14 protein-coding genes and 1 tRNA gene are annotated in these 21,235 nt (G+C 72.0%); 11 read left to right on the top strand and 4 right to left on the bottom strand.

The genetic code is table 11. The features are described from left to right. Positions 1 to 423: 423 nt before the first annotated feature. The 7 genes from OG714_RS23510 to OG714_RS23480 all read left to right on the top strand — a co-directional run bounded on the left by OG714_RS23510 (position 424) and on the right by OG714_RS23480 (position 13,366). Positions 424 to 3,162 (top strand): protein kinase domain-containing protein, encoded by a 2,739-nt coding sequence (locus OG714_RS23510; protein ID WP_406123794.1) that lies wholly within the window; start codon positions 424 to 426, stop codon positions 3,160 to 3,162. A 96-nt stretch (positions 3,163 to 3,258) separates the two neighbouring features. Continuing rightward, on the top strand, positions 3,259 to 3,456 hold the full coding sequence (locus tag OG714_RS23505) for a hypothetical protein (RefSeq protein WP_406123793.1): 198 nt from the start codon (positions 3,259 to 3,261) through the stop codon (positions 3,454 to 3,456). A 259-nt stretch (positions 3,457 to 3,715) separates the two neighbouring features. Further along, entirely contained in the window at positions 3,716 to 6,553 is a 2,838-nt protein-coding gene (gene topA, locus OG714_RS23500) for a type I DNA topoisomerase (RefSeq protein WP_406123791.1), read from the top strand. Positions 6,554 to 6,749: 196 nt separating this feature from the next. Next, complete coding sequence (gene tmk, locus OG714_RS23495) at positions 6,750 to 10,061, top strand: dTMP kinase (protein WP_406123790.1); 3,312 nt, start codon at positions 6,750 to 6,752, stop codon at positions 10,059 to 10,061. 125 nt (positions 10,062 to 10,186) lie between these two features. Next, positions 10,187 to 11,392, top strand: a complete 1,206-nt coding sequence (locus tag OG714_RS23490) for a DNA polymerase III subunit delta' (RefSeq protein WP_406123788.1) — start codon at positions 10,187 to 10,189, stop codon at positions 11,390 to 11,392. A 113-nt stretch (positions 11,393 to 11,505) separates the two neighbouring features. Then, entirely contained in the window at positions 11,506 to 13,185 is a 1,680-nt protein-coding gene (locus tag OG714_RS23485) for an alpha/beta hydrolase (RefSeq protein WP_406123786.1), read from the top strand. A gap of 107 nt (positions 13,186 to 13,292) precedes the next feature. Further along, positions 13,293 to 13,366 (top strand) — tRNA-Thr (locus OG714_RS23480). A 448-nt stretch (positions 13,367 to 13,814) separates the two neighbouring features. Here the strand turns inward: OG714_RS23480 and OG714_RS23475 are convergent. Genes OG714_RS23475 through OG714_RS23460 form a run of 4 tightly spaced genes read right to left on the bottom strand, consistent with a single transcriptional unit; the run spans position 13,815 to position 17,693 of the window. Beyond that, positions 13,815 to 14,471 carry a Pr6Pr family membrane protein gene (locus tag OG714_RS23475; RefSeq protein ID WP_406123784.1) on the bottom strand — a complete coding sequence of 219 codons (657 nt, stop codon included), beginning with the start codon at positions 14,469 to 14,471 and terminating at the stop codon, positions 13,815 to 13,817. Next, entirely contained in the window at positions 14,468 to 15,379 is a 912-nt protein-coding gene (locus OG714_RS23470) for a hypothetical protein (protein ID WP_406123783.1), read from the bottom strand. Before OG714_RS23470 ends, OG714_RS23475 begins: the two co-directional genes overlap by 4 nt. Before the next feature lie 11 nt (positions 15,380 to 15,390). Then, complete coding sequence (locus tag OG714_RS23465; RefSeq protein WP_406123781.1) at positions 15,391 to 16,293, bottom strand: hypothetical protein; 903 nt, start codon at positions 16,291 to 16,293, stop codon at positions 15,391 to 15,393. Next, positions 16,290 to 17,693, bottom strand: a complete 1,404-nt coding sequence (locus OG714_RS23460) for a sensor histidine kinase (protein WP_406123779.1) — start codon at positions 17,691 to 17,693, stop codon at positions 16,290 to 16,292. Before OG714_RS23460 ends, OG714_RS23465 begins: the two co-directional genes overlap by 4 nt. 330 nt (positions 17,694 to 18,023) lie before the next feature. Here OG714_RS23460 and OG714_RS23455 point away from each other — a divergent pair, with 330 nt between their 5' ends. The 4 genes from OG714_RS23455 to OG714_RS23440 are packed head-to-tail and all read left to right on the top strand — an operon-like array spanning position 18,024 to position 21,089. Then, positions 18,024 to 18,269, top strand: coding sequence for a hypothetical protein (locus tag OG714_RS23455; RefSeq protein ID WP_366320672.1), 246 nt, complete (start codon positions 18,024 to 18,026; stop codon positions 18,267 to 18,269). Further along, complete coding sequence (locus OG714_RS23450; RefSeq protein ID WP_406123778.1) at positions 18,266 to 19,489, top strand: OmpA family protein; 1,224 nt, start codon at positions 18,266 to 18,268, stop codon at positions 19,487 to 19,489. The genes OG714_RS23455 and OG714_RS23450 overlap by 4 nt, the downstream gene beginning before the upstream one ends. Before the next feature lie 59 nt (positions 19,490 to 19,548). Further along, a complete protein-coding gene (locus OG714_RS23445; protein WP_406123777.1) occupies positions 19,549 to 20,847 on the top strand; it encodes a hypothetical protein in 1,299 nt (432 codons plus the stop codon). Continuing rightward, positions 20,844 to 21,089, top strand: a complete 246-nt coding sequence (locus OG714_RS23440; protein ID WP_406123775.1) for a hypothetical protein — start codon at positions 20,844 to 20,846, stop codon at positions 21,087 to 21,089. Before OG714_RS23445 ends, OG714_RS23440 begins: the two co-directional genes overlap by 4 nt. The last annotated feature ends 146 nt before the right edge of the window (positions 21,090 to 21,235 follow it).

Raw genomic sequence — 21,235 nt, 5'->3', positions numbered from 1 at the left:
CGGGAGGGGGCCCGGCGCCCTCGGCCGACTGGCCGTTCCCGGACGGGCGTTGGTCCCGTTCGGGCGGTTGCCCGCGGTCGGCGCCTGCTTCCGCCCACCGGCTGCCCGCGGCGGCCGACTATGGCCCAGCTGCCGGTCTCTCGCGTCGTCGACCGTCCCTACGGCCGGCCGGCCCGTCCGCCGCGCGCCGACCGCCGTATCCGCCGCCCGCCCCGCCGTACGGCGCCCCGGGTTCTCTCAGCCCCTCCCCGCCCCTGGCACGCCTGAGGCCTGCCCGTACCACTGAGCCGCATGTGCCCATGTCCGGCGTGATTGTTCGGATCGGTGCGGAAAAGCCCTCTTGTCAGTGGCGGCTGCGAGGCTACCTTCGGAGACAGGTTCCACGCGTCCTCGGGGGAGGCGCGCCGTCTCGGGGGAGGCGTGATGGCAGGGGATACGCCGGAACAGGGCGAGGGCAGGGTCGTCAACGGGCGCTACCGACTGCTGCGCATGCTCGGCGCGGGCGGCATGGGGCGCGTATGGCTCGCGTACGACGAGGAGTTGGCCTGCGAGGTCGCCGTCAAGGAGATCTCGCTGCCGGACGTCCCGACGGGCGTGGGCGAGCCCGCACAGCGCATCGCGCGGGCCCGTAGCGAGGCCCGGCACGCTGCCCGGCTGCGCGGCCATCCGCATGTGGCGACCGTGCACGACGTGGTGATCCACGAGGGCCTGCCCTGGATCGTCATGGAGTACGTCCCGGACGGCGTCGACCTCCAGGCGGTCCTACGGCGTTCGGGCCCGCTGCCGCCCGCCCGGGTGGCCCGCATCGGGCTCGCCGTCCTCGACGCGCTCACCGCCGGACACCGCATCGGCATCCTGCACCGGGACGTGAAACCGGCCAACATCCTTCTGGCGCCGAACGCTTCGGGCGATCCGTACGCGCGCGTGCTGCTCACCGACTACGGCATCGCCCTCCAGCCCGAGTCCCACGAACCGCGTCTCACCGCCACCGCAGGCATCCTCGGCACACCCGGCTACCTCGCCCCGGAGCGAGCCCGCGGCGAGCCGCCCACCCCGGCCGCGGACCTGTTCTCCCTGGGCGCCACGCTGTACGCCGCCGTCGAAGGCCGCGGCCCCTTCGACCGCCACGGCGACTTCGCGACGTTCACGGCCCTGCTGGGCGAGGAACCGACACCGGCCGTCCGCGCGGGCGAACTGGCGCCGGTACTCCAGGGGTTGCTGGTCAAGGACCCGGTGCTGAGGTCGGCGCCGGAGACCGCGGCGCGGGGGTTGGAGCGGGTGGGGCGGGCGGTTGGGGCGGCGGGGGCGGCGCCGGGAGGTCTGTCGACGCCGGACGGGTTCGGACGAGGGATGGACAGGGGCGGGTTCGGTGGAGGGGCGGACGGGGGCGGATTCGGCCGGGGGCCTGATGGCTTCGGTCGGGTGCCGGACGCGTTCGGTCCGCCGCCGCAGGGCTTCGCGCCGACACCGGGCGGTCCGGGCCCGGCACCGGGCGGCTCCGCATCGGCACCGGGCGGTTTCGGCCCAGCACCGGATGGCTTCGGCTCGGTGCCGGACGGTTTCGGCTCGGCACAGGGTGGTCGGTCCTCGGCTGATCAGCCGCCGGGGCCGGGGCCTGTCGCCGATGGTGCGCCCGGCCAGGCCGGGAGCTGGCCGCCGGGTTACGTCGGGAGTGGTCCGGCCGGCCAGGGTGGCAGTGGTCAGGCCGGCTACGCGGACAGTGGTCCGTTCGGCGATGACGCGAGCGGTCCGCCCGGCTGCGTCGGGAGTGACCAGCCCGGCCATGTCGCGAGCGGGCCTCGGGGGCAGGTCCCCGGCGAGCCATGGGGTCAACTCCCGGGCGGGCCGCCCGGATACGCCGTGGGCGGTCCCTACGTAGGCGGCCCCTACGCCCCGCAGACCCCGGGAGGGCCCGGGGCCACCCACCAGGACCCGGCGCCGTACGGTGACCGGTCCGCGGCCGCCCTCGGGGGCTCCACGCCGGAAGGTCGGCCCGCCCCGGGAGCCCCGCGGACTCCGGAGACCCCGCACACCCCCGGCACCCCGCAGGTTCCTGGTGCCCCGCCGACCCCCGACACCCCGGCCGGCTCCGCCTCGCCGTACACCCCGCAGGCACAGGCCGGTTCGCCCGGCGGTGGGTCGTACGGCCAGTGGAATCCGTATTCCAACAGCCCCACGATGTCCTACCAGAGCAGCGCGCCGACGCCCCCCTACGCGGGCGGTCAGGGGCCGACGTATCCGGGCGGCCCGGGGTCTGCCGGCGGCAGGCCGCCTGGCGGGCGGCGGAGGCCGGTCGGGGCGGTCGTCGCCCTCGTGGTGGCCGTCGTGATGGTCGTCGCCGGTGGGGTGTGGGCCGTGACCTCGCTGAACGACGGCAAGGACACGGCGGCGACGAAGAAGGCGTCCCCGTCCGCGTCGGTGTCGGCGACCGGATCCGCGTATCCGTACGGCGAGGACGTCGGGCTCAAGAAGGCGCTGCAGACCGGGGATTGCGTGCACGCGGTGTGGACCGGGACGGCGTTCGCGTCGCGGCCCAACCTGGGGGTCGTGAGCTGTGCGCACGACGTTCCGGACGGGCAGGTGATGGCGGTCGACGAGGCGAGCGACTTCGCCGACGCGCGGGACCACGGGGCCGAGCGGTGTGCGGGCAAGGCGAAGGCGGCGGCCGATTCGCTGCCCGACGCGGACGTCTACGCCCTCACGCCGACCGAGGCGGGCTTCGGGGCGGCCGGGGGCGGTACGGCGTGTCTCGTCCTCGGCCGTCATGTGCCGATCGGCGGCGAGATAGGGCGCTTCCGCAGCACCGGGTCGAACGTGTGGACCACCGAGATGAGCGTCGGCGACTGCTGGCTGTACGTCGACCACGAGACCTACTTCACCGCGACCCTGACCGACTGTGCCGATCAGCACACCGACCAGGTGATCGGTTTCGTGACGGCCCCGAAGACGATGGCGTTCCAGGAGGCGCTGCAACAGGGGAACAAGCTGTGCGGCAACAAGTTCGAGTCGACTTGGGCGCCCGGATCCGACCGTTCCGTCTTCGGGTATCTGTCCGACGAGAACAACTGGAAGGCCGGTTTCGACTCGGTCGTGTGCACCGTGGGGGAGACCGACCGCTCCCGGACGACCGGGGCGATATCGTCCTCCGGCACGACCGCCTGAGCGCCGTCCGCCGCGAATTCACCGGGGGTTGGCCTGCCCGTCGCCCACGGGTGCCAGCCTCCCGGACCGGGGTATCCGGTCGGGGAGGGGACACACATGGAGAGCGGGCCTGCGGTCTTCGCGGGGTTGGTGTTCGCCCTGTTCGGAGGCGGGCTGTTGTTGTGGACCGTGGTCAGGGTCCGGCACCGCGAACCCGTCGCCCAGGGTGTGAACCCGGTCGCATCGGCGACCCTCGCGGGCCTCGCCGCGATCGCCGCCCTGCTCCTCGGAACCTGGTGCTTCCTGCACGTCTGAGCAGCGCGCCGGAGCCGCGGCGCGGGCAATGGGCGGACAACCAGGAGATCACCCTCCGGATGGCTCCGAAAAGGCCGGTGGGGACTCCGGGCGGCAGGAATGGCGGTAGTCGGGTTACCGTTCGAGTGGCCGTTGCGGGCTTTTCCCGTTTGACACGGGGGCGGGATGTACCGTCACACTCCGCAGCGTCACCATGACCCGACCCCGGGGCAAGCGACCCCGGGGGAGGCCCCAGCGTCGACCGGAGAGAAGAGCGAAGTTGTCCCCGACCAGCGAGACCGCACACGGCGGCCGCCGACTCGTCATCGTCGAGTCCCCTGCCAAGGCGAAGACGATCAAGGGCTACCTGGGCCCCGGATATGTCGTCGAGGCGAGCGTCGGGCACATCCGCGACCTTCCCAACGGCGCCGCCGAGGTGCCCGAGAAGTACACCGGTGAGGTCCGCCGCCTCGGTGTGGACGTCGACCACGACTTCGCGCCGATCTATGTGGTCAACGCCGACAAGCGGGCCCAGGTCAAGAAGCTCAAGGACCTGCTCAAGGACTCCGACGAACTCTTCCTGGCCACCGATGAGGACCGCGAGGGCGAGGCCATCGCGTGGCACCTGCTTGAGGTTCTCAAGCCCAAGGTCCCGGTCAAGCGCATGGTGTTCCACGAGATCACCAAGGACGCGATCCGCGCCGCCGTCGCCAACCCGCGCGACCTCAACCAGCCCCTGGTCGACGCCCAGGAGACCCGCCGTATCCTCGACCGCCTCTACGGCTACGAGGTCTCGCCGGTCCTCTGGAAGAAGGTCATGCCGCGCCTGTCGGCCGGCCGTGTCCAGTCCGTCGCCACCCGGCTCGTCGTCGAGCGGGAGCGCGAGCGCATCGCGTTCCGTTCCGCCGAGTACTGGGACCTGACCGGCACCTTCGGGACCGGCCGGGCCGGCGACGCGAGCGACCCGTCCACCCTTGTCGCCCGCCTCCAGGCCGTCGACGGCAAGCGGGTCGCCCAGGGCCGCGACTTCGACTCCCTGGGCCAGATCAAGGGCGCGAACACCCTCCACCTCGACGAGGCCAACGCCCGTGCGCTGGCCGCCGCCCTGGAGGACACGCGGTTCGCCGTCCGGTCCGTCGAGTCGAAGCCGTACCGACGTTCGCCGTACGCCCCGTTCCGTACGACGACGCTCCAGCAGGAGGCCAGCCGCAAGCTCGGCTTCGGTGCCAAGGCCACCATGCAGGTCGCGCAGAAGCTGTACGAGAACGGCTACATCACCTACATGCGTACGGACTCCACGACCCTGAGCGAGACGGCGATCACCGCCGCCCGCGCCCAGGTGACGCAGCTGTACGGCGCCGACTACCTGCCGGCCCAGCCGCGCGTGTACGCCGGGAAGGTCAAGAACGCCCAGGAGGCGCACGAGGCGATCCGCCCGTCGGGTGATCGTTTCCGCACGCCCGCCGAAACCGGCCTGACCGGCGACCAGTTCAAGCTCTACGAGCTGATCTGGAAGCGGACCGTCGCCTCCCAGATGAAGGACGCGGTCGGCAACTCCGTCACCGTGAAGATCGCGGGCACCTCGTCCGACGGCCGGGACGTCGAGTTCAGCGCCTCCGGCAAGACGATCACCTTCCACGGCTTCTTGAAGGCCTACGTAGAGGGCGCCGACGACCCGAACGCCGAGCTGGACGACCGCGAGCGCAGGCTGCCGCAGGTCACCGAGGGCGACGCGCTCAGCGCCGAGGAGATCACGGTCGACGGGCACGCCACCAAGCCCCCGGCCCGCTACACCGAGGCCAGCCTCGTCAAGGAGCTCGAAGAGCGCGAGATCGGCCGCCCGTCGACGTACGCGTCGATCATCGGCACGATCCTCGACCGCGGCTACGTCTTCAAGAAGGGCACGGCCCTGGTGCCGTCCTTCTTGTCCTTCGCCGTGGTCAACCTCCTGGAGAAGCACTTCGGCCGGCTCGTCGACTACAGCTTCACCGCCAAGATGGAGGACGACCTCGACCGCATCGCCAGCGGCGAGGCGCAGGCCGTGCCGTGGCTGCGGCGCTTCTACTTCGGCGAGGGCGAGGCGACGGGCGCCGCCGAGGCCGGCAACGGCGACGGCGACCACCTGGGCGGCCTCAAGGAACTCGTCACCGACCTGGGCGCGATCGACGCCCGCGAGGTGTCGTCCTTCCCGGTCGGCAACGACATCATGCTGCGGGTGGGCCGCTACGGCCCCTACGTGGAGCGCGGCGAGAAGGACTCCGAGAACCACCAGCGCGCCGACGTGCAGGAGGACCTGGCCCCCGACGAGCTGACGGTCGACCTCGCGGAGGAGCTGCTCGCCAAGCCGAGCGGTGACTTCGAGCTCGGTGCCGACCCGGAGTCGGGCAACCAGATCATCGCCCGCGACGGCCGCTACGGCCCGTACGTCACCGAGGTGCTCCCCGAGGGCACCCCGAAGACCGGCAAGAACGCCGTCAAGCCGCGTACGGCCTCGCTGTTCAAGTCGATGACCCTCGACACGGTGTCGCTCGCCGACGCCCTCAAGCTGATGTCGCTGCCGCGCGTCGTCGGCAAGGACGCCGAGGGCGTGGAGATCACCGCGCAGAACGGGCGCTACGGGCCGTACCTGAAGAAGGGCACGGACTCCCGTTCGCTGACGGCCGAGGACCAGCTCTTCACGATCACCCTCGAAGAGGCGCTGGAGATCTACTCCCAGCCCAAGCAGCGCGGCCGGGCCGCCGGCAAGCCGCCGCTGAAGGAACTGGGCACCGACCCGGTCAGCGAGAAGCCCGTCGTCGTCAAGGACGGCCGCTTCGGGCCGTACGTCACCGACGGCGAGACCAACGCGACCCTGCGCTCCGGCGACAGCGTCGAGGAGATCACCCCGGAGCGCGGCTACGAGCTGCTCGCCGAGAAGCGGGCCAAGTCGCCCGCCAAGAAGACGGCGAAGAAGGCCCCGGCGAAGAAGACGGCGGCCAAGAAGGCGCCCGCCAAGAAGACGACGACGGCCAAGAAGGCCGTGGCGAAGACGACGACGGCCGCCAAGAAGACGACCACCGCCGCCAAGACCGCGACGGCCAAGAAGACGGCCACCTCCAAGGTGACGTCCGAGGACTGAGAGGGCTGAGCCGAGCGCCGGTCGTTGGTCTCGGCTTCGAACCGTCCGCTTCGGACCGTCCGCTTCGGTTTCGGGTCCTCCACATCGGCCACATCGGCTTCGCGAAACGAACGCCCCGGCATCACTTTGGTGTCGGGGCGTGCGCAGGTCCGGGCGGGCGCGGCTTGTTGTCGGTGGCTGCCGATAGGCTGAAAGCATGACGCCAGCCGAGCAGCCAACGGCCCACCAGCCGGCCCCCGACGACGCCCTTGTCGCGGACTCCCGCGAGCGTGCCGTCCGCGCCCTGCTGCGCCAACCGCAGCTCAAGCGGCTGTGGAGCGCACAGCTCGTGACGGGTGTCGGTGACACCCTCGCCCTGCTGGTCCTGGTCGTGCTCGCCTTCCAGGCGGCCATTGCCCAGGGCTCGTTCGGTGGTGGTTATCGGGGTGTGGCGTTCGCGGTGGCGACCGTCTTCGGGGCGCGCATCCTGGCGACGCTGCTCTTCGGGGCGGTGCTGCTCGGCCCGCTCACTTCGCTCACCTCCCAGGAGGGGCCCCTCGACCGGCGCTGGACCATGGTCGGCGCGGACGGTCTGCGGGCCGCGCTGCTGATCGTCGCCCCGCTGTGGATCGACTGGACTCCGGACAACGCACTGGCCGTGCTCCTGGTGACCGCCTTCGTGACCGGGGTCGCCGAGCGCTTCTGGACGGTGTGCCGCGAGAGCGCAGGGCCCGCCCTGCTGCCGGCCCCGCCGCTGGAGGGCGCCACGGTCCGGCCGCTGCCCGACCACATGGACGCGCTGCGCCGGCTCTCGCTGCGCACGAGCTTCGTGGCGATCCCCCTCGCGGCCGCCGCCCTCGTCGTGGCGGCCCTGCTCAACAACCTGCTGGGCACGGGCATCGCCTGGTTCGACCAGCACCAGGCCGCGCTCGGTTCATACGTCGCGGCCGGACTGTTCGCCGCGTCCCTCTCCGTGCTGACCGCACTGGAACTGCCCGGAATCCGCACCCCGCGCGCGCGGTCGCCGCTTGAGGGGCTGCGCCGCCCCAGGACCGGCACGGGCGTCGACAAGGGCCGTACGGGCGCGATCGCGCTGCTCGTGGTCGCCTGCGCGGCCGTCGCCGCGGCGGTCTCCGCCGCCGTCGCCGTGTCCGTGCTCCAGGCCCAGGACCTGCACGGCGGCCCGGTCACCTTCGGACTGCTGGTCCTCGGACTGACCGGCGGGGTCGTGGTCGGCATCCGTACGGCGCCCGCCCTGCTGCCGACGCTGTCGCGGCGCCGCCTGCTGACGCTGGCGATCGCCTTCACCGGCATCGCGCTGCTGGCCGCGGGCCTGGTCCCGGACGTCACCACCGTGCTGCTGATCGTCGCGCTCGCCGGCATCGGCGCGGGCGTGGCCGCCAACACCGGGCACACCCTGCTCGACCAGGAGGCCGAGGACTACCGCCGGGCCCGCACGACCGAGCACCTGCACGCGGTCGTCCGGGTCGCCGTGGCGCTCGGCGCGCTGATCGCCCCCCTGGTGGCCGCGCTGATCGGCCCGCACCGCCTGGAGAACGGCAAGTTCGTGTTCGCGCACGGCGGCGCCGCGTTCACGCTGATGCTGGTCGGCGCCCTGCTGCTGCCGGTCGCCGCGCTGGTGCTGGCCAAGGTCGACGACCGCGCGGGAGTGCCGCTGCGGCACGATCTGCGGGACGCGCTGCTCGGCGGCGACGACCCCGAGACCGTGCCCGCGAGCACCGGCTTCTTCATCGCCCTGGAGGGCGGCGACGGCGCCGGGAAGTCCACCCAGGCCGAGGCCCTCGCCGAGTGGATAAGGGGCAAGGGACACGAGGTCGTGCTGACCCGCGAGCCCGGCGCGACACCGGTCGGCAAGCGGCTGCGGTCGATCCTGCTCGACGTGTCGTCGGCGGGACTGTCCCACCGCGCGGAGGCGCTGCTGTACGCCGCCGACCGCGCGGAGCACGTCGACACCGTCGTACGACCCGCTCTGGAGCGCGGCGCGGTCGTCGTCTCCGACCGTTACATCGACTCGTCCGTGGCCTACCAGGGCGCGGGCCGCGATCTGTCCCCGACCGAGATCGCCCGGATCAACCGGTGGGCGACCGACGGACTCGTCCCGCACATGACCGTCCTGCTGGACGTGGACCCGGAGACCGCCCGCGAGCGGTTCACGGAGGCGCCGGACCGACTGGAGTCGGAGCCCGCCGAGTTCCACGCGCGCGTACGGTCCGGTTTCCTGACCCTGGCCGCCGCCGACCCGAGCCGCTACCTGGTGGTCGACGCGGGCCAGGAGCCCGAGGCCGTCACCACGGTGATCCGGCACCGGCTCGACACGGTCCTGCCGCTCTCCGAGGCCGAGATCAAGGCCCAGGAGGAGGCGCGCAAGGCCGCCGAGGAGGAGGCCCGCCGCAAGGCCGAGGAAGAGGCCGCCCGCAAGGCCGAGGAGGAGCGCCTGGAGCGCGAGCGCCAGGAGCAGCTCGCCCAGCTGCGCGCCGAGGAGGAGGAGCGCAAGCGGCGCGAGCTGGAGGAGGCCCAGCGCCGCGAGGCGGAACGCCAGGCCGAAGAGGCCCGGCAGCGCGCCGAGGACGCACGCAGGCGTGCCGAGGAGGAGAAGGCCCGCCTCCTCGCCGAGGAAGAGGCCCGCGCCGCCGAGGAGACCCGCCGCAGGGCCGAGGCCGACCGCTTGCGCAAGCAGGCCGAGGACGAGGCCCGGCTGCGCGCCGAGGCGGAGGCACGGCGGCTGGAGAAGCAGCGCAAGGCCGAGGCGGCCCTGCTCGCGGCCGAGGAGGCCCGCCGCTTGGCGGCGGAGGCGGCGGCCGCGGCGGAACTCGCCGCCCGCCAGCCGACGGCTCCTGTGACTCCTCCGGTTCCGGCTGCTCCGGAGGCCAGGCCTGAGGCGTCGACTGTGCCGACGCCGTTGGTGAAGCCGTCGGGTGCGGGTACCGGCACGGGCGCGCGTGGGCGGTCGGCGGAGGACACGGCCGTGCTGCGGCCGGTGAGCTCCGGTTCCGGGGACGAGACGGCTGTGCTGCGGTCGGTGTCCGGGAACTCCGGGGCGCCCGATTCCGAGGTGAGCGACTCCGACGTACATGACTCCGAGACGACGGCCGAGCTGCCGCAACCGCCCGCTCCTGCGGGGGCCGCGGACGAGACCGCCGTACTGCCGCCGGTGTCCGCTGCCGAGGAGACGGCTGTGTTGCCGCCGGTCGGTGCCGCGGACGAGACCGCGGTGCTGCCGCCGGTGCGTGGGCAGGGGCCGTCGGACCGGGTGCCCGCGGGCTTCTTCCGGGACGAGCGGCCGGCCGGCCGGGCCGATGGCGAGGACCGCACACGGGAGCTTCCCCAGGTCGACGAGCAGGGCACGCCCCGACGCAGGCCGCGCCCCGACTGGGCCGAGGAGACTCCGCTGGACGACCTGCCCTCGCTGGCCGACGAACTGCTCGGTCCGCGCGAGGACGGCGACTTCGGCCGTGACGACGACGGCACCGGGCGTGGGCGGGGTCGTGGTCGGGGGCGCCGGGGCTGATAGCAGCGGGGGCGACGACTCGCGTCTCGCCCCCCCCCCCCGAGCCGCTCCCCGACCCTCGTTGTCAGTGGTGGCCCGCACAATGGATCGCGTAACTCGAAACGTGACGAAAGGGCCGGTGCCCCATGACCGTGTGGGATGACCTGGTGGGGCAGGAGAAGGTGAGCGAGCAGCTCGACGCCGCTGCTCGGGACGCCGACGCCTTCGTCACCGCGGCGACCACCGGCACGGCCCCGCCGGAGGCGTCGAAGATGACGCACGCCTGGCTGTTCACGGGGCCGCCCGGCGCGGGACGCAATCAGGCGGCGCGGGCCTTCGCCGCCGCACTTCAGTGCGTGAGCCCCGACCGCGCACTCGGCGGCAGCCCCGGCTGCGGCTTCTGCGACGGCTGTCATACGGCGCTGATCGGCACCCACGCCGACGTCACCACCGTCGCCGCGGTGGGCACGCAGATCCTCGCCGACGACATGCGGGACACGGTCCGCAAGTCCTTCACCTCGCCGGCGACCGGCCGCTGGCAGATCATCCTCGTCGAGGACGCCGAGCGGCTGAACGAGAAGTCGGCCAACGCCGTCCTCAAGGCCGTAGAGGAGCCCGCCCCCCGCACGGTGTGGCTCCTCTGCGCCCCCTCGATCGAGGACGTCCTCCCCACGATCCGCTCCCGCTGCCGCCACCTGAACCTGAGCACGCCCTCGGTCGACGCCATCGCCGACCTGCTCGTACGGCGTGAAGGCGTCGAACCCGGCGTAGCGGCGGCCGCCGCGCGTGCCACGCAGGGCCATGTCGACCGGGCCCGCCGTCTGGCCACCGACCCGGAGGCACGCGCGCGCCGGGCTGCCGTGCTGAAACTGCCGTTGCGTGTCGAGGACGTCGGCGGGTGCCTCAAGGCCGCCCAGGAGCTGGTGGATGCGGCGGCCGAGGACGCGAAGCAGTTGGCCGAGGAGGTGGACGACAAGGAGACCGAGGAGATGAAGGCCGCGATGGGCGGCGGCCAGGGCAGCCGGATGCCGCGGGGCACCGCCGGGGTCATGAAGGACCTGGAGGACAAGCAGAAGCGCCGGAGAACGCGTACGCAGCGCGACAGTCTCGACCTCGCGCTGACCGACCTCACGGCGTTCTACCGGGATGTGCTCGCCCTCCAGTTCGGTTCCCGGGTGGCGATCGCCAACGCGGATGCCGAGGACGCGCTGGAGCGGCTCGCGCGCGCGGGTTCCCCGGAGTCCACGTTGCGCCGTATCGAGGCGATCGGGGCGTGCCGGGTGGCGCTCGACCGGAATGTGTCGCCGCTGCTCGCGGTGGAGGCGATGACGTTGGCGCTCAGAGCGGGCTGACCAGCGGGTTGCGCAGGGGCGGATCTTCGGGCGTGAGGTTGACGGCGTAACTCTTCCGGGGTGGATCGCGTACGCAGGGCATTCAAGTGATCGCGCAGGGTTACGCTCGGTCGATGCAGATCAGGCGCCCCCTCCGCCGGCCCAGCGAGCGCAGCCAGCCGAGTCAGCCCAGCCAGGACCGTCGAAGCGACGGACGCGACGGACGCGATGGAAGCCGCGGAAGCCGCCGTAGCCATCGCACCCGTCGGACCGGTGGCACTCTGCTCGCCGTCGCCGCGCTGCTCGTGTCCGCGTGTTCCTCGGGGAGTTCGACGACGGCGACGAGTGCGGCCGCGGACGTGGCGCTGGCCGCGCTGCCGAAGTCGACGCCGTCCACCCTGGCGTCGTACTACGGGCAGAAGCTCGGTTGGCACACCTGCGGTGTGCCCGGTTTCGAGTGCGCCACGATGAAGGCGCCGCTGGACTACGCCAAGCCCACGGCGGGGGACATCCGGCTCGCGGTCGCCCGCAAGAAGGCCACCGGCAAGGGCAAGCCGCTCGGTTCGCTGATGGTGAACCCGGGCGGGCCGGGCGGTTCGGCGGTCGGCTATCTCCAGCAGTACGCCGGGATCGGCTACCCGGCCGAGGTCCGCGCCCGCTACGACATGGTCGCGATGGACCCCCGCGGCGTCGCCCGCAGCGAGCCCGTCGAGTGCCTCGGCGGGCGGGCCATGGACGCGTTCACGCAGACCGACACCACCCCCGACGACAAGCGCGAGACCACCCAACTCGTGGGCGAGTACAAGAAGTTCGCGGAAGGCTGTGGCGCGCACTCGCCCGACGTCCTGCGCCATGTCTCGACGATCGAGGCGGCGCGGGACATGGACATCCTGCGGGCGGTGCTGGGGGACCGGAAACTGACGTACGTCGGGGCGTCGTACGGGACGTTTCTCGGCGCGACGTACGCGGGGCTGTTCCCGGACAAGGTCGGCCGGGTGGTCTTGGACGGCGCGATGGACCCGTCGCTCCCCGCGCGCCGCATGAACCTCGACCAGACGGCGGGCTTCGAAACGGCGTTCCAGTCGTTCGCGAAGGACTGCGTACGGCAGACGGACTGCCCGCTCGGCGGCAAGGGCACGAAGCCGGCCCAGGTCGGCGACAACCTGAAGGCCTTCTTCAAGAAGCTCGACGCGCACCCCGTCCCCACCGGCGACGCGGACGGCCGCAAGCTCGGCGAGGCGCTCGCCACCACCGGTGTGATCGCGGCGATGTACGACGAGGCGGCCTGGCCGCAGTTGCGCGAGGCGCTCACGTCGGCGATGAAGGAGAACGACGGCGCGGGGCTGCTCGTCCTCTCCGACAGTTACTACGAGCGTGACGCCGACGGCCGCTACTCGAACCTGATGTTCGCCAACGCCGCCGTGAACTGCCTCGACCTCCCGGCCGCGTTCTCGTCCCCCGACCAGGTCGAACAGGCCCTCCCCGCCTTCGAGAAGGCGTCCCCGGTCTTCGGCGACGGCCTCGCCTGGGCCTCCCTGAACTGCGCGTACTGGCCGGTCAGGGCGACGGGCGAACCCCACCGCATCGAGGCGAAGGGCGCCGCCCCGATCGTGGTCGTCGGCACCACCCGCGACCCGGCTACGCCGTACCGCTGGGCCCAGTCCCTCGCCCGCCAGCTTTCGTCGGCTCGTCTGCTGACGTACGTGGGGGACGGGCACACCGCGTATGGGCGGGGCAGTTCGTGCATCGACTCCGCGATCGACAGGTATCTGCTCCGGGGGACCCCTCCTGGGGAGGGGAAGCGCTGCTCGTAGCCTCGGCGCGGCTGCGTCCGGGGGTGCGTCCGGGGGGTGTACGGAGCACCCCCGGAAACTGTGTAGACTTTCCGACGTTGCTGATCGCACCATGGTGTGGACAGCGCGCCGCCTTAGCTCAGATGGCCAGAGCAACGCACTCGTAATGCGTAGGTCTCGGGTTCGAATCCCGAAGGCGGCTCTGTGGAAGCCTCAGGACTCACTCGCCGTGACCTGGGGCTTTTGCTTTTGTTCGACCCGAGACTCGGGCCAATCGGGCATGTGATCTGCGCAAGGTTGTGGCCGGCTGTTCTGACCGGTCGAGCCGCGCCGGACGCGTCCGCCCGCCTCCCTGACCCCCGGTCCTCTTCCCAGGTTGCCTCTGGGGGCGCGCCCTGCGGAGTCGGCCATCACGGTCGGCTGGGTCCGGTATCGAGAGCCAGAGCGTGCGGGTAGGCAGCAGCAGGATCGGGTGGCAGCGTGCACGCCCCAGGCGACGGCGCGTTCACGGCCTGCGCGGAGCGGCTTCGGCCTGCTTGTCGTTCTGCTTGGCTGCACTCCATTAACTCCTTGGCTGCGCTCCATCAATCGGAGGAGCATCGGCAGACCCGTGTTGCCCGGCCTTGACGCGCAGCGACGATGAGGGCGTTTTACCGGGTCCCCACGGTGTGGTGGTGCCGTCGGACCGCGTGATGAGTCGCTGCCAGTGCCACACCGAGTGCGACGACGATGGCGTAGAGGACGGCTACGGCCGCCGCGACGGCGACAGCGCCGAACCGGGAGGGACGTAGGAAGAGGTAGGGCATCGTTGCCGCGCCCGACCACGAGAGGGTGCCTACGACGGCCAGGTAGGTGGTGGGCCACCAGGCGAGCAGGGTGGCCTCGCGCCAGGTGGCGGGGAGGGAGTAGGGGGAGAGCAGGAACTCCGCGATCACCAGGACCGGTGCTGCCCCATGGAGGAAGAGCGTCGCCGTACGTGCCCAGGCGTCGTCGTGGGCGCCGAACCAGGTGCCCGACGGACTGCTTGGTGCGATCACCGTCACGTAGACCAGCGAGGAGAACACCACCCCGACCACGGCGGCGCCCCGGACCCGGTCGCCCCAGACGGTGCCGGCGGGACCGCGCACCAGGCGCCAGATCATGACGGTCGCGGCCAGGATCGCCGAGTCGACCGTGAAGTACAGCAGCGAGGGGGTCGGGTCCGTTCGCTGTACGAACTGGCAGACCACGCCGAGCGTGAGCGCCACCGCGGCGATTCCTCTGAGCCGCGCGGCGGTCCGGCCCGGTCCGGTCGGTGAAGAGCTCACGAGGGGAACGTCCCCAACGCGTGTGCCAGGTCCGTCACGGCGGAGCCGACCGCCGGGAGCGAGTGCCAGAAGGCGTGCGGGCCGGGGACGCTCAGGAGGCGGGCTCCGATGCCTTGCCCCTCGGCGGCCGTCACGAGGTCGCGCACCGCATGCCGAGGCGACAGGGAGCTCTGCTCTCCGCGGACCACGACCAGGCGGCGCGTCCCTCGGACCGGGCGTCGTGCGGCGGCCCCGAGGTCGGTGGAGAGGCGGCCGGCGCGCAGCGCGTTCGCGAGGAGCAGCAGGTCCGCGCGGCGGCGGGTGCTCGGCGACTCGTCCGGGCGGGCCTCCAAGGGCGGGACGGCGCCGGCCACCGTGGCCGTCTCGGCCAGGTAGGTCCCGACCAGACGGTTCTCACGGCGTACGGCCGACACGAGGGCCGCCGCGCTCCACCGCCGGACGGCGACCGGTTCGACCAGCACGACGGTCTCCATCGGCGGCCCCGTCCCGGAGGTACCGGAGACGGCGGCCATGGCAGCGGCGAAGGACGCCCCGAGGGAGTAGCCCAGCACGCCCGTCGTACCCGCGGGCCCGTCGGAGCCGATGACCTCGGTGGCCGCACGCAGCATCCGCCGCGCGGGCGCCCTGAAGTCGCCCCGCAACAACGCGCGTCGCTCTTCGGGAAGCAGCCGTGAGGAGGCGAATCCGGCGCCCGGCGTCTCCACGATCACGAGCCGCGCGCGCAGCATCGCGGCGATCACCTGGAATCGCTGCATCTCGAACGGTTCCACGAACGCCAGGAAACCCTGCGCGACCACGAACGTGGGGTCGTCGCTGTCGTGTCGGCCGTCCACGACGCCGAGCAGGATCTCACCGCCCGGCCGGCCGGTGGTGTCCACTCGTGCGGGCCGCCATGCGGGCGCTGTCATGGGGGTGATCCTCACGGAAGCTCGCCTTCCGGCGCGATGTTGCGGTAGTACGTCAACGCGGCCCGCACATCTCTGGAGTTGAAGAAGGTGTCGTACGCGCCCGGTTTCACGTACTCCAGCACGGGGTTGCGCTCCGCCCAGGTCTTCGCGGAGACGCCCGCCGAGAGGTCCGGCCAGTCCGAGGTGTCGTTGCCCCAGGCCCGCACGAACGCTTCGAGGTCGTTCTGCCACTGCGTCATCATCGGGAAGAACGTCTTCTCGTTGTCGACCCGGATCCGCAGGCCCAGCAGGCGGCGGACGGCACCCGCGACCTGGGTGTGCGCCCGGGGGCCGTTGCACTCGCGGTAGCAGCGCAGCCAGTCGTACGCCTCGGTCAGGTGTCGACGGCTCAGACAGCTGTCCATCAGCCGGCGGAAGGGCTCGGCCGAGTCGCGCATCTTCCGGTGGGACGCCTGGAGGTGGGCCTGTTCCCCGTCGCGGTCGAGCAGGACCCGGCGCAGGATCTCCGGCGGCTCGTCCACGTTCAGCGGCTCGGCGCCCAGCCAGACGGAGGCCGCGGCCAGGAACAACTGCGCGTGGCCGTGCGGCAGTTCGGTCATGCCGTACACGTTCATCAGCGGCGCGTGCTGCTTCAGGTACAGCATCACGCCCATGCCGGTGCGCACCTCGACCGGCTCGTCGTACAGGGCGGGATCGGTGATCGTCAGCGGGCGGTAGCCGGAGCTGGACGAGGTGTTCAGATGGAAGTCGACGATCGCGCCGTCGAACTCCTCCAGGTCGTCCGGGCTCAGGCCCAGCAGCCGCTCCGGGTCGTCCACCATATTGAACTCCAGCTCGCCGGGTACGGACACCTGCTCTTTGAACACCCGGCTGCGCTTGCCCTGGTCGTCGACCAGGAGATATTCCAGCGTCATCGTGTGGACCCCCTCTTGAGCCTGGGCGGACGGACACTCCATACGCCGCGGATTTCCTTGCCCCCGGCCACCGCGGTCTGCGTCATGTCACCGCCGAGCCGGCGCAGCCGGCCCCGCATGACCGCCAGTGTGCTGCCGTCGGGACACCACGCGGCCGCCGGAATCAGCGGGAGCGGGTCCCGGATGCTCAGGTGGATCATTCCGTCCGAGACCTGTCCGGACACCGAGACCGGCCGATCGTGGATCTCCAGGCGCGCCATCGCCTGGGCGGCGTTGGCGACGACCGTGGTGATCAGCTGGCGCACGAGTTCCCGGTTCTCCGGGCGCAGTTCGCCGAGGCCGAACTCGGCGGTGACGCGCAGGGAGTGGTCGCGCCCGAGTTGTTCGACTACCCCTTCCAGGGTGATCTCCCTGCCCTGGGCCTCCCAGGCGTACTCGTCGACCATCTCCTTGACCAGGGTGAGCTTCGGCGCGAGGTCGGCGGCATCGATCTTGTACTCGGGGCTGACCGAGTCGTCGCGGGCCAGCGCCCTGCTCAGCGAGCGGACCGCGTTGAGCGTGTCATGGAAGTCCTGCGCCAGCCGACTACGGGCCTCGGTCATCGCGACGGCGGCCTCCTCGCCGCTGGCGCGCAGACAGCGGTCGTAGTCGCGCATCTTCAGGCCGACCGCGTACGGCAGCGCGCACACCGCCCATGCCAGCGGAACCATCTCCGGATGCCACCGTCCCAGGTGTACGGACAGGCCCACGACGAGGGCCAGTACTCCGGTGACCAGCAGCCAGCCGTACGCCCGCAGCGTCACCAGAATCCGGGGCAGGCTCTGGTTGGCCGAGTAGTAGGTGCCGTCCGTGAGCACCTGGTAGATCCCCGAGTTGGCGTACGCGAGAGCCACCCCCAGGGCGGCGACCTTGACCCAGCCGGGGTGGCCCGGGCCGGTGAAGAACAGGACGGCGACGACGTTCGCCGGCACGGCGATCCCGCCCAGTAACCCGGTGGCGTTGAGCAGCGTGCGCTCCCACTGCCAGTTGTCCTGCCAGGCGAGCAGCAGGCGCGTGAGGGCGAACCGCGCCCTCTTGCCGCCGTGGGCCTGGCCGTCGAGGTGGATCTCCAGGAGTGTCTGCGTCACGCCCACGGACAACAGGGCCCACGCGGCCGGCCGGACGCCGTCGGCGAGGACGAACAGCACGGCGAGCACCACCAGCAGGAACCCCCGGGTCGCGAACGGCCGGAGACGGTCGTGGCGGTGGATGCGTGCCGCTGTCACCCGGGTCGACCAGTGGCTCATCGGGGCCGGAGCGTGCAGATCCCGCAGGATCTGGGCCCAGGGATTCGTGGGCCGGCTCGGCGCGGGCAGGAAGTCGACGAGCGACAACCGGTCTTCCTGCTGGGACAGCGACATCTCATGTACCCCCGTGACGTCTGTCGGGCCTTGGCGCCCTCAGTGTGGAACAGCGGTCGCGCGGGGGGTCGTGGTTTTCGTGACCCCCTGACGACGGGGCCCAGGACCGGCCGATGACCGTGCCTCGGGACCGGCCGATGACCGTGCCCCAGGACGGCCGAAGACCGTGCCCTACGACCGGGCCGCACGACCAGGCCTCACGACCGGGCCCTGAACTGGACATCTCGTGATTTCCACGAGGCGGGCGGAAAGCCGCCCGCTATTCCTTTCCTCCACGGTGGGGCACGGTCTTCGGCCGGTCCCAGGTCCCGAGCGGCGACGGAGGAATCCATGGCCATCACACGAGGACGACGCAGGCCCCGGCGGAACTGGCCGGTCTGTGCCGAGACCGGCAAGCGGCGGCTCGGCGAACGCAAGGACGCCAGGCTTCTCCTGGTGGCGGCGCGGGAGTCCAGGGCGCGAGCCGAGCGCGACGGCGTGCGCGCCGAGTGGACGGTGGTGCGGGCGTACCGCTGTCGGTACTGCGGGGGCGGCTGGCACCTGACCTCCGTCGCGCGTCGAGGAGGTGCCGCGTGACCGCCTTCCGGTCGACGAGCCGCCACGTGACGGACTCCCCTACAAGGCCGTACGCGGCCCGCGCACTGCGTGCCCTGTCACTGACCCTGGGCCTGGCCGGCCTGGCGGTGGGCACCCTCACCGCGTGCGGGTCCGTGCCGGCCCCGGAACCGCTGACCATCGCCGTCACCGGCAGCATGGCGGAACCGGCGCCGTGGGCCCCGGTCCTGGAGGACCTCGCGGTGCGCCACGCCCTGCGCGCTGCCGATCCCGGGGACGGGACGGTCTCCGTGGTCGTGTCCACCGACCCGGAGGTGACCGAGGTCGATCTGACGCCCATGCGCGGTGAGTCGGAGGTCGAACAGGACTCGGCCACCGCGAGGCGGAAGGTCCTGGAGAAGACGGCGCGGCTGCGCTCGGCGCTGACCGTGAACACGCCGAACGCGGACGGACTGGACCTGCTCGGCACCTACCGCCGGGCCCTCCAGTCGACCCCGGCCGGAGGCACGATCGTCCTCGTGTCGTCCGGCGTCCAGACCGTCGATCCGCTGGACGTCCGCACGCTCGGCTGGAACTTCGACGCCGCCGCCGTGGCACGCGACCTGCACCGGCGTGGACTCGTTCCCGACGGGAGCGGCCGGCACGTCGAGTTCGTCGGCCTGGGCATCGCGTACGGCACGCAGCCGGGGCTGCCGCTGCCGGCGGCCAAGCGGATAACCGACCTGTGGCGAGCGGTGTGCACGGCCTCCGGGGCCGCGTCCTGCACGGTGCGCGGCGACGACGTCCCACGGCTCCCGTCGGCGTCGGACCGGCCCGTCCCGGTGGTGCCGGTGGCCGCGACCCCCACCTCCTGCACGGGCACCTTCGTCGTCCCGGCCTCGGTCACCTTCGGCGCGGACGACCCGACCCTCCGCGAGGGCGCGGACCGCTACCTGAAGCCGGTCGCGGACAGCCTCAAGGGCTGCCCCGCCGACCGCGTCGTACGGATCACCGGCCACACCGCCCAGGTGGGCAGCGGGGCGAGCGGCTTCGCCCTGTCCGCGGCGCGGGCGCGTGCCGTCCGCGACCGGCTGGTGCGCCTGGGTGTGGACCCGGACCTCCTCGGCCCCGTCGAGGGGGTCGGCTCCACCCGGCCCGTCGTGGACAACATGCCCGGCGGCGTCTTCGCCGAGCCGTTGGCCCGCCAGAACCGGCGGGTCGAGATCACCGTCACCACGAAAGAAGGACCCGACCCGTCATGACCCACGACAGCACCGCAATGACCTACGACAGCACCGCAACGACTCACGACAGCACCGCAATGACTCACGACAGGACCGTACGAGGAGCGGACCGCGTCCCGCGCGGACGCGTCCGTATCCCTGGCACACAGACCCTCACCTCCGCCGTGGGGATGGGCCCCATGCCGTTCACGAAGATCGTCCGCTGCCATGAACTGGTCGGCGAGGCGCGGCGGATCGGGCGCGATCGCCCGGCCGGAGAGTGGACCAACTCCGAGGACAGCCTGCGCAGGGCCGCTGAGCGCCGCGCCGATGCCTGGGCCAGGACGGAGGCCGCCCGGACCGTCGAACCGACGGTCGCGACGATCAAGGGCCTGCACGCCGAGGCCCAGTTCATCGACCACCAGATCGCCTCCCTGGGCGAGCGCCGCTACGTGGGGCCGCACGGCGAGTCCTACACCTCGGACGAGGCCCATGGACGCCACGCCGAGTGGTCGGCGCTCGTCGAGGAGCAGGAACAGGCCGGTTCCCGGGCGCACCGGCGGGTCTCCGCCCGCGTGAAGAAGGTCCTGCTGGCGCTGCTCGGGCTGGACGTCGTCATCCTGACCTTCCTGATGGCCAAGTTCATCAACGTGGACCTGCGCCGGTTCTGGCTGACCTCCGACGGCGTCCTCCGAGCCGTCACCGCGTTGCTGTTCGGACTGCTGGGCACGCTCGGGGTCGCGCTGGCCATGAAACTGTTCGGCAGACGTCATCGCGCGCACCGTGCCGCGCACGGCGGGTGGGACTTCTCCAAGGGCGGGGCGAAGACCCTCGTGGCCGAACTCCTCCTGTGCTGTCTCATCGCCGTGTTCCTCGGCGCGGCCATGGCCTGGCGGATCGTTCTCGACGGCCCCTCCGACCAGCGCTTCCTGACCGCCGTCATGGCCGGGCTGTTCACCCTCGTGATCAGCGGGGTGGCCTACCTGTCCTACCAGTCGGAGTTCGCGGACGGTTCGACGGTGACCGAGGCGCTCGACGTGCTCGCCCCACAACTGCACGGCACCCGGTCGACCGAGACCGCGCTGCGCGCCAGGCGCGAGATCGTGGTGCGCCAGGCCGCCCGGCTCGTCGGCCAACTGACCCGAGAAAGCGCGCGCATACGCACCGAAGCAACGCGCAAGGTCGTGGAGAGCACCCAGGACAAGGCCATCCGCTACGCCCGCTCGATCCACCAGCACAGTGGCTACGGCGGCTCGCTTCCCGCACCGCGGCTCGCCCTGGCCGGTCTCGACCTGGCACTCGCCCAGGCAACCCAGTGGTCCGACGGCGGCCTTGAGCCCGGCACCACCGGCACCACATACGGCGACGACGACACGGGCCTGGCGGTGGTCGCATGAGCCTCTGGAGCAAGGCCAAGCGGGCCCGGAGCATCGGCGGCGTCATCGCGGCCATCGCCGGCTCCGGCCAGGCCCCGCCGCCGGCGGACCTGCCCGTCTACCTGCGACAGCAGTACGCCGAGTACAGCAGGACCCGTGACCAAGAGCTCGGCCGTGACATCAAACGGCTCACGACGCAAACCCGTCAGCCCACGACCCGACTCGACCGAGGCGCCGCACGGAACCTGCGCGGCACGAAATAGGCAGCACCGGCTTGGGCGCGGCCCGCGCCCGAGCCGTATCCCTGTCACAGACGGGTTCACCTGCCGGACGCTCTGGACACGCAGGGGGATGTCCTGGATGTAGGAACGGGTACCCCTTGGTGATGGCCATGGTGAACAGTTGGTCG

The organism is Streptomyces sp. NBC_00989 (assembly GCF_045162655.1).
Taxonomy (GTDB): Bacteria; Actinomycetota; Actinomycetes; order Streptomycetales; family Streptomycetaceae; genus Streptomyces.
Note: the sequence above shows the minus strand (reverse complement) of the source record. Positions and strands in the feature narration are given on the sequence as shown.